This is a genomic window from Pseudarthrobacter sp. MDT1-22 (assembly GCF_054511035.1).
In genome coordinates this window covers 139,234-152,886 of the sequence record NZ_JBTNDK010000006.1, presented here as the reverse complement: position 1 = coordinate 152,886, position 13,653 = coordinate 139,234, and the positions used below count along the sequence as shown (strand labels likewise).

The window sequence follows — 13,653 nt, the reverse complement described above, 5'->3', positions numbered from 1 at the left end:
GGCTACGACAGCGACCAGCCTGTCGATGGGAGCCTGCTCAGCCAAGGTTGTCGTAGGCGTCGTTGATGTACTCCACCAACGCTTCCTTCTCTTCAAGCGGCAGGAAGGAGGCCTCGGCAGCGTTCAGCGTGAGCTCCAGCAGATCGTCGAGGTCGTAGTCGAAGGTTTCCACGAGGAGTTCGAACTCGTCCGTCAGGGTGACGCCGCTCATCAGCCGGTTGTCGGTGTTGATGGTGACGTTGAAGCCCAGCTGGTACAGCATGTCCAGCGGGTGGCTCTCGATGCCCTCGCCGAAACCGGCGATCGCTCCGGTCTGGAGGTTCGATGACGGGCAGATCTCCAGGGCGATGCCGCGGTCGCGGATCCAGCTGGACAGGTCGCCCAAGGTGACCAGGCCGATGCTGTCCTCGTCGCTCACCGTGCTGTCGTCGTCTTCGTCGTCGAACTCCACCATGATGTCCTCGGCGATGCGGACGCCGTGGCCCAAGCGCAGTGCCCGGCCGTCAACGAGGGCGGACTGGATGCTTTCGAGTCCGGCGGCCTCGCCGGCGTGTACCGTCGCGGGGAAGTTGTGCTGGGCGAGGTACGTGAAGGCGTCCTTGAACCGGGACGGGAGGAAGCCGTCTTCAGCCCCGGCGATGTCAAAGCCCACAGCGCCCTTGTTGCGGTGGCGGACAGCCAGTTCCGCGATTTCCTGGCCACGGTCTGCGTGGCGCATGGCGGTGATCAGCTGACCCACCTGGATTTCGCGGCCGCTTTCGGTCACGGCGTCCACGCCGGCTTCGAGGCCATCCTGGACTGCTTCAACAACCTCGTCCAGGGACAGGCCCTTCTGGAGGTGCTGCTCCGGTGCCCAGCGCACTTCGCCGTACACCACGCCGTCGTCCGCGAGGTCCTCCACGAATTCCTTGGCGACGCGGATGAGGCCTTCCTTGGTCTGCATCACGGCGACTGTGTGGTCGAACGTCTCCAGGTAGCGGACCAGCGAGCCGGAGTCCGCGGACTCGCGGAACCACTCGACCAGGGCCACCGGATCGGTGGAGGGCAACGTGTGGCCAACGGCCTCGGCCAGTTCGATGATGGTGGCTGGACGGAGACCACCGTCCAGGTGGTCGTGGAGCGAAACCTTAGGCAGGCTCTTCAGGTCGAAATCGATGGCAGGGGCAGCGTCAACAATAGGCTCAGTCACCTTCCAACCTTAGGGTCGGGAAGCGGCTTATGCCAGCCGCTACTGTCCGCGCTGCTCAGCCTCAGCCGGGGAGGACGCCAGCAGCGGCGAAGCCGCGGTGTGCGCGGGCAGGGCACCTTCCGGGCCGCCGTCGAGCCATTCATCCACAGTTTCGGCGTCATTGCGGGCCAGGTGCTTGTGCCACCAGCGCAGGAGGTGGTCGATCAGGATGCCCAGCACGATCGCGAACACCACGGCAATGCCTGCGCTGAGCAGCGGGTTGTGGTGGAGCCAGGGGAACGAACTGGCCAGGATCCCGATGCCGATGGAGTACCCCACCCACGTGATGCAGGCGAAGGCATCCAGCAGGAAGAACCGGCGGTGCGCGAAGCCGGTACTGCCGGCCACATAGTTGACCGCCACCCGGCCCCAGGGAATATAGCGCGCCGTGAAGATCAGGACGGCGCCGCGTTTTTCGAGTTCATACCGTGCCCAGCCGAAGGCCTTCTGCACTTTGGGACGCCGCATCCACTTCCAGCGGTTGAGGCCGATCCTGCGGCCGAGCATAAAGGCCATGTTGTCACCGGCGATGGCACCGACCAGTGCTGTCGCGCCCAGGATCCAGAGATTCGGTTCACCGCTGTGCCGGGAAAACGCGGCCAACGCCACAATCAGCGTCTCACTGGGGACCACCATGGCAAAGCCGTCGATGAAGAAGAACACAAGAAGGACCGGGTAGATCCACCATTGGCCCGCTGCATGGAGCACGGCCTCATTAATAAACTCCACGCGGGTCTTGCTCCTAGACGAAATGATGCAGCCGGAAGTGACGTAAGTCGCTCTTCAGTGTCCCATGCCCGGGACCCTGCCCGCTACGCACGGACGCCGCAAACCCTAGGGTTCCGGATCCTTCAGGCGCTCCACCACAGGAACCTTTCCCCGGATGCGGTTAATGATCAGATCCACCACGATTCCAAGGCCCACGGCGCAGACGATTGCGATGGCCGCGCCGAGCAGATGGTTGTTCTCGAACCACTGGCCGAAGAACAACCCGATACCCACCGAGTAGGAGGCCCAGAGCGTGGCGGAAAGGACCGTCAGGCCGACGAAACGCAAGTGGTGATAGTGGGTCACGCCCGCGGTGAGGTTAACGGCAACCCTTCCGATAGGGATGAACCGCGCCACCAGGATGAGCGACGCCGGCCGCTTCCTCAGCTCGTCTCCTGCCCATCGGAAGGCACTTTGCATCCGCGGTCCGCGCATCCAGTGCCAGCGCCGGGTACCCACCCGGCGGCCAATGACATACGCGATGTTGTCGCCTGAGAAGGCGCCCAGGCCCGCGACGGCCATCAGCAGCCAGGGATTGGGGACGTCCGCGGTGGCGGCCACTGCGGCCAGCCCCACCACCACGGATTCACTGGGGATAGGCGGGAAAAACCCGTCGATCAGGCAGCAGGCCAGCACAAGGAGGAGCACCCACGGCTGCCCGGCGGCGGCAAGGATGAATTCATTGATGGCCTGCATTGTCCCTATGCTATTCGGTCGATGATGAGCTGCTGGGCCGGGCGCGACCCTTCCGGGGCAACCGTGACGGCGTGTTCAAGAGATTCCTTGGCGCGTGCGAACTTTTCCGGCGTGTCCGTGAGCAGCGTCATCAGCGGCTCGCCGGCACGGACCGTGGCACTAGGCTTTGCATGCATGCGGATCCCTGCACCGGCCTGGACGGCGTCTTCCTTGCGGGCACGTCCCGCGCCGAGGCGCCACGCCGCAACGCCCACTGCCAAGGCATCGAGCCCTACCAGGACACCGTCGGCCGGGGCGTAGATGACCTCGGATTCCTTGGCGACCGGCAGCTTGGCGCGCGGATCTCCGCCCTGCGCTTCGATCATCCGGTTCCAGACGTCCATGGCCCGGCCGTCCTTCAACGCGGCGCGCGGATCGGCGTCGTGTACGCCAGCGCAGGCCAGCATTTCTTCGGCCAGCCGGACGGTGAGTTCGACGACGTCTTCCGGGCCGCCGCCGGCCAGGACCTCCACGGATTCCTCCACTTCGATCGCGTTGCCTGCGGTGAGGCCGAGCGGGGTGCTCATGTTGGTCAGCAGCGCCACGGTGTTCACTCCCGCGTCCTTGCCGAGTGCCACCATGGTTTCGGCCAGTTCGCGTGCCCGGGCTTCGTCCTTCATAAAGGCGCCGCTGCCCACCTTGACGTCCAGGACCAGGGACCCCGTGCCTTCGGCGATCTTTTTGCTCATGATCGAGGAGGCGATCAGCGGAATTGCCTCCACCGTGCCGGTAACGTCACGCAGTGCGTAGAGCTTCTTGTCCGCCGGCGCCAGCCCCGCCCCGGCAGCGCAGATCACGGCGCCGACGTCCTGGAGCTGCGCCATCATTTCGCTGTTGCTCAGGGCCGCCCGCCAGCCGGGGATCGATTCCAGCTTGTCCAGGGTGCCGCCGGTGTGGCCAAGTCCCCGGCCGGACAACTGGGGCACGGCCACGCCAAACACTGCCACCAGGGGTGCCAGCGGCAGCGTGATCTTGTCCCCCACTCCCCCGGTGGAATGCTTGTCGGTCGTAGCCTTCACGCCGCCGTCGGGCCGCCGGAGGCCGCCGAAGTCCATCCGTTCACCCGAGGCAATCATCGCCGCCGTCCAGCGCGAAATTTCGGCGCGGTCCATGCCGTTGAGCAGGATGGCCATGTTCAACGCAGCCATCTGTTCGTCCGCGATGACCCCACGGGTGTACGCGTCAATGGTCCAGTCGATCTGCTCCGGGCTCAGGGCGCCCCGGTCCCGCTTGGTGCGGATGATGTCGACGGCGTCGAATGCCTCAGTTGCCTGTGTCACCTTGGATCCTCCAGGTTTTGGGGACCAAATGCGTCGGGCAGCACCTGGTCCATGGTTTTGATGCCTTGGGTGGTCATAAGCTCCATGTCAGGCGCGCGGAATTCATAGAGAAGCTGTCGGCAGCGGCCGCACGGCATCAGCACGTTGCCCGCAGCGTCTACGCAGTAGAAGGCGCGCAACAACCCGCCGCCGGTCATGTGCAGGTTTCCCACCAGGGCACATTCAGCACACAGGGAGAGCCCGTAGCTGGCGTTCTCCACGTTGCAGCCGCTGACCAGCCGCCCGTCCTCGGTGAAGGCCGCGGCCCCCACCGGGAACTTCGAATACGGGGCGTAGGCGTTTTTCATGGCGTCCACGGCCGCGGCCTCCAGGGCCTGCCAGTCGATGGGGAGCGAAACCCGATCCTGTTCCACGGCCGTCAACCCTTGACGTACGGGATGCCGCTGGCTGCCGGTGGCCTGGACCGGCCCACCAGCCCGGCCACGGCCAGCACCGTCACCAGGTAGGGCAGCATGGCCATGAACTGGCTCGGCACCGGGGTTCCGATGATAGTCACAATGCTCTGCAGGTTGTCTGCAAAGCCGAACAGCAGGGCGGCGAAGAACGCGCCGATCGGGTTCCAGCGTCCGAAGATCAGCGCGGCGAGTGCGATGAAGCCTCGTCCGCCGGAGATCTCCTTCGTGAAGCTGTCGATCGCCACGAGCGTGAAGAACGAGCCACCGATACCTGCAATGGCACCACCCAGGGTCACGTTCCAGAAGCGCGTGGCGTTGACCTTGATGCCCATCGTGTCGGCTGCCTGCGGGTGTTCACCCACAGCGCGTACCCGCAGGCCCCACTTGGTTTTGAACAGCCCAACCCATACAACGATGACGGCGACGTACATCAGGTAGCCCACCAGCGACTGCTTGAACAGGATGGGGCCGAGGATCGGGATTCCGGAGAGGATGGAAATCTGGACGATGTCCAGGCCGGGCGGTGAGTTGAACTTAGCTTTGTCCGCCTGCATAACAGTGCTGAACAGGAAGCCGGTGACGCCGGAAACCAGTACGTTGAGCACCACGCCGACGATGATTTGGTTGACCAGGTACCTGATGCTGAACACCGCAAGCACCATGGACACCGCCGCGCCGGCCACAGCGGCCGCGAGCAGGCCCACGAAGGGGTTCTGCGTAATGCTGGCCACGATTGCCGCGGTGAAGGCGCCGCCCAGGAGTTGGCCTTCGATGGCGATGTTGACTACCCCGACCCGCTCGCACAGCACGCCGGACAAAGAGCCGAACACCAGCGGGACGGCCAGGGTGACCGAACCGGCGATGAGTCCGGCGAGCGAAATGCTGGGCGTCCGGGCACCGCCCACCACCCAGATGAGGAAGGCTGCCACAAACAGCACCGTAAAAGTGACGGTCAGCCAGGCCGGCGTGGGCCGGGCCTTGGTCTTCAGATAGACGGCATAGGCCGCGAGCCCAAGCATCAGGACCGAGAGGACGATGCCGCCCGGCATTGCAGGAATTTCCAGCGTGGGTAGCTGGAAGAAATCCCCGCCGGTGGAAATTCCGAACCTTGCGGTCTGCGCTGATCCCATCAGGCCGAAGAAAACAAAAGCGACGAGTCCCAGCGCCGAGAGCAGGACGGGGGTTTTCCAGAGCACCGGTTTGCCGGATGTTGGCTGGGCCTCGTCGGCCTGGGGCGATGTTCCGGGCGTTCCGCGTCCCGGCAGGGGCGATGTTGCTGTTGCGCTCATGCTGCGCCTCCGGTGGTTGCTGCCTGCTGGGTTTTTCCGGCCTTGGCCGGCTTCTTGCGGCGGGGGTTCAGCCCGAAGACTGCCCGCACCAGCGGCGGGGCCGCGATGAAGAGGACAATCAGCGACTGGACCACCAGGACGATGTCGATGGGCGTTCCGGTCTGGATCTGCATCTGCACGGCACCGGCGCGGAAGGCGCCGAACAGCAGGCCGGCAGCGAAGGTGCCCCACGGCGTCGAACGTCCCAGCAGCGCCACCGTGATGGCGTCAAACCCGTACGTTGCAGCGACGCCGTCTGTCAGGACCTTTTCCGTGCCCGCCACCTGGGCCACTCCGGACATTCCGGCGAGTGCGCCGGCTATTGCCATGACCAGGATGGTGGATCGCGAGACGTTGATGCCGGCGGTCAGCGAGGCCTTGGGGTTGGCCCCGACTGCCCGGAATTCAAAGCCGACGGTGGAGCGGTTCAGCAGCCACCACACCAGGACGGTGGCCGCGATGGCCAGGACAAAGCCAAGGTGCAGGCGGTACTGCGAGCCGAAAATCTGGGGGTAAATCGCGGTGGGATCCAGGATGGGCGAGATCGGGTTCGACTCCCCCGGGCGCTGGAACGCCGGCGTGTTCAGCAGGTACCGCAGGAAGTAAAGGGCGATGTAGTTGAACATGATGGTCACGATGACTTCGTGGGCACCTGTCCTGGCTTTGAGAAGGCCAACCAGGCCACCCCAGAGAGCGCCGCCCACGATGCCCGCAACCAGCACCAGCAACAGGTGCAGGCCCAGGGGAAGGTGCAGGGCAAAACCAACCCAGGCCGCCAGGATGCCTGCCATGATGATCTGGCCCTGGGCACCAATGTTGAACAGGCCTGCCCGGAACGCGAGGGCAACGCCCAGGCCAGCCGTGATGAGCGGTGTGGCGATGGTGAGTGTCTCCATCATGGGTGCGAACCGGGCGGCCAGGCTGGAACCCCTGGGGTTGAAGACGGACCCCTGGAACAACGCCGCATAGGACCGGGTGGCAGCGTCCCAGACCGCGGAAAGGAAATCGGTGGGCCGGGCGAAAAGGTACGACGACGTGGCACCGACGCGTTCGTCCGTGGCGGCAATGAGCAGTCCGCCGATCACGAGTGCCAGCAGCACCGCCAGGACTGAGACCATGCCGCTGCCGGTGAAGATCTTCCGGAGCAGCGTGTCCGGCCCGCCGGGCGGCTTTCCGCTTTGGGCACTGGCTGGTACGGCTGAAGGGCTGATGGCGCCGCCGGCCGTGTCCACGGCCACTCCTGCGGCGGTTTCGTCCGCCGCCGGGGTCGGCTGGTGCGGTTTCGGGTGCTGGTCAGCATGCTTAGGGGGATGCCTTTCAGACATGATCGCCTCCTTCGGGGCTGGAGGCTGCACGGCGTTCTGCGGTAGCGGCATCCTTCGTGTCGGCCGGGGGCGTTTCAGTGGCCGGTGTGTCAGCTTTCACCGGGCCGGCATGGTCTGCGCTGGCGGCGTCTTCCGCGGAGATCCCTGCCATCATCAGGCCCAGGACATCGCGTCCGGTGCCTGCGGGGACGATTCCCACAAGTTTGCCCTTGTAGAGCACGGCGATACGGTCGGCGAGTTCCATGACCTCATCCAGTTCGGTGGAGATGATCATGACCGGTGTGCCCTGGTCACGTTCGGACACGATCCGCTTGTGCAGGAACTCGATGGACCCGACGTCCACACCGCGGGTGGGCTGGGAGGCGATAAAGAGGCGCAGCGGCCGGGACAGTTCCCGCGCCATGACCACCTTTTGCTGGTTGCCGCCCGAGAGGGTGCCGGCGGCCAGCAGGCCCGAGGGCGTCCGGACATCGAACTCATCGATCCGCGATTTCGCGTTCTCCAGGACCTTTGCCGGGCTCATGCTGATGCCCTTGGCAAACGGTGGCTGATCGTAACGGTCAAGGATCAGGTTTTCGGCGATCGAGAACGTGCCGATCAGGCCATCAACAGACCTATCTTCCGGGACGAAGCCGACACCGGCGTTGAGGACGTCCTTCACGCTGCGGCCCACGAGCTCCACGTTGTCCAGGAGAATGGAGCCCTGCACGCGGTCCTGCAGCCCGAGGATGGCTTCGGTCAGTTCGGTCTGCCCGTTGCCTTGGACGCCCGCAACCGCCAGGATCTCTCCGCGCGCAATGTCGAAACTGATGCCGTCCACGGTGTGCTGACCGTTCGGAGCAATGACTGTGAGGTCCTTGACCTGGAAAGTCTTCTCCTTGGGGCTGGCGGGGGCTTTGTCGAGCGTGAGGCTGACGGCGCGGCCCACCATCATGGAGGCCAGCTCTGCTGTGGAGTCACCAGGACTGGCCGAACCCACAACTTTGCCGCGGCGGATCACGGTGATGGTGTCCGAGACGGCTTTCACTTCACGCAGCTTGTGCGAGATGAAGACAATCGAGGTTCCGCTGGACTTGAGCTGGCGCATGATGTCCAGCAGTTCGTCCGTTTCCTGGGGCGTCAGCACTGCCGTGGGCTCATCCAGGATCAGTACCCTGGCGTCGCGGACCAGTGCCTTGATGATTTCCACACGCTGCTGGACACCCACGGGGAGGTCCTCCACCAGCGCGTCGGGATCGACGTCGAACCCGTAGCGGTCGGAAATCTGCTTGATCTTGCGGCGGGTGTCCTCCAGATTGAGGAAGCCGCCGGCCTTGGTGGTCTCGGCTCCAAGGGCCACGTTCTCCGCGACGGTGAAGACGGGGACCAGCATGAAGTGCTGGTGCACCATGCCGATCCCGGCGGCCATGGCGTCGCCGGGCCCGCGGAACGAAACCGGTTTGTCGTCGATGAGGATCTCGCCCTCGGAGGGCTCGTAGAGCCCATACAGCACATTCATCAGGGTGGACTTGCCGGCCCCGTTCTCGCCCAGCAGACAGTGGATCTGTCCGGGTTCAACCACCACGTCAATGTGGTCGTTGGCGAGCAGGGAGCCGAAGCGTTTGGTGATCCCTCTGAGTTCAAGTTTCAAAACTCTGACCAATCTCGAAGCGTCCGTACAGGAACCGGACGGGATAGGAGGCTGCAGCACCAGCCTAGTGCCTGCAGCCTCGGGTGGGCGGTAGCGCGGAGGCCTGCATTGCAACGCAAAGCGCCACCTCCGGGCAGTCGAAGACCATCCGGGGGCGGCGCTTGGCGAGGATGCCTATACCTTGGGACTTGCTGCTGACTCGACCTTCAGCTTGCCGTCGACGATGTCTTTCTTGAGCTGGTCCAGCTCGGACTTCAGATCGGCAGAGACCTGGGAGTCGAAGCTGTGGAACGGTGCCAGCTGGACGCCGTCGTTCGCCAATGTGCCCACGTAGGGCGTGTTGGTGAACTTGCCTTCCTTGTCTTCCTTCACTACGGTCTCAACGGCCTCGCCCATGAGCTTCATGACCGAGGACAGCATGATGTCCTTGTATTCCGGTGCAGTGAGGAAGCCATCGGAGTCCACCCAGATCATCTTGACGTCCTTGCCTGCCGCCTTCGCTTCGTTCAGGGCTGCGCCGGCGCCCTTGCCCACCGGACCGGCTACGGGCATCACGATGTCCGCGCCCTGGTCCAGGAAGTTCTGGGTGAGCTGCTTGCCAACGTCCTGCTTTTCGAAGTCACCGGTAAAGCTGCCGTCCTGCGAGGCTTTGTCCCAGCCAAGGACTTTGACGCTGGTGCCCTTCTTCTCGTTGTAGTACTTCACGCCGTCGGCATAGCCGTCCATGAAGATGGTGACCGTGGGGATCTTGATGCCGCCAAAGGTGGCCACGGTTCCGGTCTTGGTGGTGCCTGCAGCGAGGTAACCGGCCAGGAACGCAGCCTGGGAGGTGTCGTAGATGATGGGCTTGACGTTGCTGATGGGCGTGTCGTAGCCGAAGTCGATGATGGCGAAGCGGCTCTCCGGGTTTGCCGCGGCCTGGGTCTTCGTGGCGTCACCCAACAGGAAGCCGATGGTCAGGGTGAGGTCGCAGTTGGCGGCAACCATGGCACGGAGGTTTGGCTCATAGTCGTTGTTGGTCTTGGACTCGACCTGGTTGACCTTGATGCCCAGGTCCTTCTCAGCCTTCTTCAGTCCATCGTAGGAGGACTGGTTGAACGACTGGTCATCGAATCCGCCGGAGTCGGAAACGATGCAACCGGTGTAGTCTGTGGCCGTCGCGGTGGGGCTGCCTGCTTCGGGCGGCGCACCGCAACTGGTCAGCAGGAGTGCGGTAGCACCCATGGTGGCCACGCTAGCAACTGAACCGCGCTTGACGTGTGCACGCAGTGATGTCTTCAAGATTCCTCCAGGATGAAGAGAGAGGCGCTACGACGTGAATTCAATGAGTGTCTGTTTCAACCCTGAAATTCTGTTTTCACTGACGGTCCGCAGCACTGCGCCGAAGCGCTCTGATAGAACCAACATTAGTGGCCTGCAGCGCATCCTCTACCACATTGGCGCCGGATCCCGAAGATTGTTGAGAATTTGTTACCAACCAGTAGAAGTCGTCTTGGCGCGCCCCTCCTTTAAGCGCGAACGGACACTTGGGGCCCGCCCGGGAGGGGCCCCAAGTGTCCGTTCGCGCTGGTGGGGAGCTTAGAGGCGCACCAGCATCTTGCCGGTGTTCGCACCATCGAGCAGATCCATGAAGGCCTGGGGCGCATTCTCCAGTCCATCCACCACGGTCTCGTCATACTGGACTGAACCGTCCGCAAGCCAGGCTGACATCTTCCCGAAGAATTCAGCACTGTGCTGGCGCTGTCCGCCGACCAGGAACCCCCGCAGGATGAGCTGCTTGCCAATGGCAAGCGCGAGGTTCCGCGGTGACGGGGTGGGTTCGGTGGAGTTGTACTGGGCTATCGCGCCGCACATGGCAACGCGGCCGCCCACATTCAGGACCGCCAGGGCAGCTTCCAGGTGATCGCCGCCCACGTTGTCGAAATACACGTCAATGCCTGCGGGTCCTGCGGCCTGGACAAGCTGGTCCAGCACCGGCCCGTCGTTATAGTTAAACGCGGCGTCGAAGCCCAGTTCCAGGAGCCGGGCCACCTTCTCCGCGGTTCCCGCGCTGCCGATGACCCTGGAAGCGCCCATCGCCTTGGCGATCTGGCCCACAAGAGAGCCCACGGCACCCGCCGCACCTGACACGAACACCGCATCGCCGGGTTTGAACTCCGCCACTTTGAGCAGGCCGGCGTACGCCGTCAGGCCGGTCATGCCCAGCGCGCCAAGGAACGCCGACGCCGGCGCAAGGTCCGTGCGGGCAACCGAGGTTGAGTCTGCGTCCAGTACGGCGAATTCCCGCCAGCCCAGCTGATGGACGACGGCGTCCCCCACTTTCCGCCCTTCGGCCCTGGACGCGATGACCTCACCAATGGCGCCGCCGTCGAGCGCTGCATCCAGCGCGAACGGCGCCGAGTACGACTTGACGTCGTTCATACGGCCGCGCATGTAAGGGTCCACGGAGATGTAGAGGTTGCGGACCAGGATCTGGCCGTCCTGAAGCTCCGTCAGCGGTGACTCTGCCAGCCGGAAGTTCTCACTGACCGGACGCCCTACCGGACGTGAGGCCAGGCGGATTTCCCGGCTGGATGTTGGAAGTGCCGTTGTCAGGCTCATGCTGCGAACTCCAGGATCTTGATTTCCACCGTCATGTTTCCGCGGGTGGCGTTGGAATATGGGCAAATCTGATGCGCTTGGGCGACCAGGGACTCGGCCGTGGCGAGATCCAGGGCCGGAACAGCGATCTCCAGTTCAGCAGCGAGGCCATAGCCCACGCCGTCTGTCAGCGCGCCAAAGTGGATCTTGGCCGCGACGGCCGAGTCGGTCAGGTCTGCGCGCTCCTTGCGCCCTACGAGGCGGAGCGCGGAGTGGAAGCAGGCCGCGTAACCGGCGGCAAACAGCTGCTCCGGGTTGGTGCCCTGGCCGTCACCGCCCAGCTCCACAGGGCTGGCCAGGCAGACATCCAGCTTGCCGTCGTTGGTGCGTGCGTTGCCGTCCCGGCCTTCGCCGGAAGCGAGGGCCTCGGCAGTGTAGAGAGTCTTCATATGTGGTCCGTCCTGTTGGATGTGGATAACGGAAAATCTTGGCGCTCAGTGCGCGCGGTGAAGAGCTTCGGTGAGCCTTTCCAAGGTGGTGCGAAGCTGTTCCAGCTCCTCGGATGACAACCCGGCGGCGTCCGCAAGGTGCCGTGGAATCCCGCTGGCCTTGCTGCTGAGCGAGCGCCCGGTCGGCGTCAGGTGGACTGCAACACGGCGCTCATCTTCCCCGGACCGGCGGCGCTCCACGAGCCCCATGGCCTCAAGCCGCTTGAGCAGCGGCGACAGCGTGCCGGAGTCAAGGCCCAGTTCCTCGCCGAGCTCCTTGACGCCCTTCGGCTCCGATTCCCAGAGGACCAGCATCACCAGATATTGCGGGTACGTCAGGCCGAGGTCTTCCAAGACGGGGCGGTAGACCGCTGTTGCCGCGCGGGACGCGGAGTACAGCGCAAAACACACCTGGCGGTCGAGGCGGGGGGCTTCAGTCATACCTAAGACGGTAGTCCACAATTCAATTGTGCACAACTTACCGCGCCAAAGGGACGCGTGAACGAGCAGATAACACCCTCAAAACCGGGATTTGAGGGTGTTATCTGCCAGTTCGCGCCGGGGGTGGTGGTTAAGTGTCCGTTCGCGCCAGGGGTTTAGGTAGGTCGGGGGCGCGGGGCTAGAGGTCGCGGATGGTCCGGAGGGCAGCTGCCGTGAGGACCTGGATACCCAGGCCCAGGGCGCGTTCGTCCAGGATGTAGTCACCGCGGTGCAGGTCGTACTCTTCGCCGCCGGGGGTCTTGGTACCCAGGCGCATCATGGCGCCAGGCCGTTCAGCCAGGAACCAGGCGAAGTCCTCGCCGCCCATGGACTGCGGCGTCAGCACTACGGCGCCCTCGCCGATTTCAGCGCGGGCTGCGGCCTCGATCAGAGCCGTCTCGTCCTCGGAGTTCACCACCGGCGGCACTCCCCTGGTGTGCTCCAGGCGTACTTCGACACCGTAGGGCGCGGCCACCTGATGTACCACTTCGTCCAGGAGCTCGCCGGCGTCCTTCCAGGCATCGCGGTCCAGGCAGCGCATGGTCCCGGCCATGAAGCCCGTGCCGGGAATGGCGTTCGGCGCCGATCCGGCGGAGATATGGCCCCACACCACAGAGACACCGCTGCGCACGTCAACGCGGCGGGACAGCACAGCCGGAACATTCACGGCGATCTGTGCCAGGGCGAACACGAGGTCCTCCGTCAGGTGCGGACGGGAGGTATGGCCGCCGCGGCCGCTCAGCTCGATCCTGATGGTGTCCGAGGCGGAAGTGATGGCGCCGATGCGCGTGCCGATGCGTCCGACGTCGATCCTCGGGTCACAGTGCAGCGCAAGGATGCGCGGCACACCGTCCAGGACGCCCTGCTCAATGCAGGACAGAGCGCCGCCGGGCATGGTCTCCTCGGCAGGCTGGAAAATGATCCGGACCGAACCGCCCAGCGGGGACTCCTCGTGCATGCGCTGCAGGACCAGAGCGACGCCGAGCATGGCGGCGGTGTGTACGTCGTGGCCACAGGCATGCGTGACGCCATGGTTCTTCGAGGCAAACGGCAGCCCCGTTTCCTCGATGATGGGCAGGGCGTCAATGTCGCCCCGGAGCGCTGTGGCGATGGGCCCCTCGCCGATGTCGACGGTGAGGCCGGTGCCTTCAAGCCGCCGCGGAGCCAGTCCGGCGGCTTCGAGCCGCTCCAACAGCTTGTCTGTGGTGCGGAATTCCTTGAAGGAAAGCTCGGGGTGCGCGTGCAGATCTCGGCGGAAGTCGATCAGCTCCGGCAGGAGGGGTTCCAACCATGGCCGCACTAATGCGGTGGGCTCGGCTTCAGTAGTGTAATTACGCACTCATTTACTCTAGCGAG

Annotated in this window: 13 protein-coding genes; all 13 read right to left on the bottom strand. The window is 64.4% G+C overall.

Annotated features, from left to right (window positions below):
- Window positions 1–37: 37 nt before the first annotated feature.
- A complete protein-coding gene (locus ACX80M_RS07200) occupies window positions 38–1,189 on the bottom strand; it encodes an adenosine deaminase (RefSeq protein WP_459309320.1) in 1,152 nt (383 codons plus the stop codon).
- Window positions 1,190–1,228: 39 nt separating this feature from the next.
- Complete coding sequence (locus ACX80M_RS07195; protein WP_252602417.1) at window positions 1,229–1,957, bottom strand: DedA family protein; 729 nt, start codon at window positions 1,955–1,957, stop codon at window positions 1,229–1,231.
- A 105-nt stretch (window positions 1,958–2,062) separates the two neighbouring features.
- Complete coding sequence (locus ACX80M_RS07190; protein WP_252607798.1) at window positions 2,063–2,692, bottom strand: DedA family protein; 630 nt, start codon at window positions 2,690–2,692, stop codon at window positions 2,063–2,065.
- A gap of 5 nt (window positions 2,693–2,697) precedes the next feature.
- On the bottom strand, window positions 2,698–4,011 hold the full coding sequence (locus tag ACX80M_RS07185; protein ID WP_459309319.1) for a thymidine phosphorylase: 1,314 nt from the start codon (window positions 4,009–4,011) through the stop codon (window positions 2,698–2,700).
- Window positions 4,008–4,424 (bottom strand): cytidine deaminase, encoded by a 417-nt coding sequence (locus tag ACX80M_RS07180; RefSeq protein ID WP_459309318.1) that lies wholly within the window; start codon window positions 4,422–4,424, stop codon window positions 4,008–4,010. The genes ACX80M_RS07185 and ACX80M_RS07180 overlap by 4 nt, the downstream gene beginning before the upstream one ends.
- Before the next feature lie 5 nt (window positions 4,425–4,429).
- Entirely contained in the window at window positions 4,430–5,755 is a 1,326-nt protein-coding gene (locus ACX80M_RS07175; protein WP_459309317.1) for an ABC transporter permease, read from the bottom strand.
- Window positions 5,752–7,119: an ABC transporter permease gene (locus ACX80M_RS07170; protein ID WP_459309316.1), complete on the bottom strand. Its 1,368-nt coding sequence runs from the start codon at window positions 7,117–7,119 to the stop codon at window positions 5,752–5,754. Before ACX80M_RS07170 ends, ACX80M_RS07175 begins: the two co-directional genes overlap by 4 nt.
- Window positions 7,112–8,749 (bottom strand): ABC transporter ATP-binding protein, encoded by a 1,638-nt coding sequence (locus ACX80M_RS07165; protein ID WP_252602434.1) that lies wholly within the window; start codon window positions 8,747–8,749, stop codon window positions 7,112–7,114. Before ACX80M_RS07165 ends, ACX80M_RS07170 begins: the two co-directional genes overlap by 8 nt.
- Before the next feature lie 174 nt (window positions 8,750–8,923).
- Window positions 8,924–10,030, bottom strand: a complete 1,107-nt coding sequence (locus ACX80M_RS07160) for a BMP family lipoprotein (protein ID WP_445260466.1) — start codon at window positions 10,028–10,030, stop codon at window positions 8,924–8,926.
- 297 nt (window positions 10,031–10,327) lie between these two features.
- On the bottom strand, window positions 10,328–11,350 hold the full coding sequence (locus ACX80M_RS07155) for an NADP-dependent oxidoreductase (RefSeq protein ID WP_252602438.1): 1,023 nt from the start codon (window positions 11,348–11,350) through the stop codon (window positions 10,328–10,330).
- The gene (locus ACX80M_RS07150) at window positions 11,347–11,778 is read right to left on the bottom strand and encodes an organic hydroperoxide resistance protein (protein ID WP_459309315.1); all 432 of its coding nucleotides are present in this window, start codon (window positions 11,776–11,778) and stop codon (window positions 11,347–11,349) included. Before ACX80M_RS07150 ends, ACX80M_RS07155 begins: the two co-directional genes overlap by 4 nt.
- A gap of 45 nt (window positions 11,779–11,823) precedes the next feature.
- Complete coding sequence (locus ACX80M_RS07145) at window positions 11,824–12,258, bottom strand: MarR family winged helix-turn-helix transcriptional regulator (RefSeq protein ID WP_252602441.1); 435 nt, start codon at window positions 12,256–12,258, stop codon at window positions 11,824–11,826.
- Window positions 12,259–12,436: 178 nt separating this feature from the next.
- Entirely contained in the window at window positions 12,437–13,636 is a 1,200-nt protein-coding gene (locus ACX80M_RS07140; RefSeq protein ID WP_252603650.1) for an amidohydrolase, read from the bottom strand.
- Between the last annotated feature and the right edge of the window lie 17 nt (window positions 13,637–13,653).

What these genes read in the sequence shown, in the direction of transcription:
- ACX80M_RS07175 (WP_459309317.1), bottom strand. Translation starts at nt 5,755, where the DNA reads ATGAGCGCAACAGCAACATCGCCCCTGCCGGGACGCGGAACGCCCGGA.
- ACX80M_RS07190 (WP_252607798.1), bottom strand. Translation starts at nt 2,692, where the DNA reads ATGCAGGCCATCAATGAATTCATCCTTGCCGCCGCCGGGCAGCCGTGG.
- ACX80M_RS07150 (WP_459309315.1), bottom strand. Translation starts at nt 11,778, where the DNA reads ATGAAGACTCTCTACACTGCCGAGGCCCTCGCTTCCGGCGAAGGCCGG.
- ACX80M_RS07170 (WP_459309316.1), bottom strand. Translation starts at nt 7,119, where the DNA reads ATGTCTGAAAGGCATCCCCCTAAGCATGCTGACCAGCACCCGAAACCG.
- ACX80M_RS07145 (WP_252602441.1), bottom strand. Translation starts at nt 12,258, where the DNA reads ATGACTGAAGCCCCCCGCCTCGACCGCCAGGTGTGTTTTGCGCTGTAC.
- ACX80M_RS07155 (WP_252602438.1), bottom strand. Translation starts at nt 11,350, where the DNA reads ATGAGCCTGACAACGGCACTTCCAACATCCAGCCGGGAAATCCGCCTG.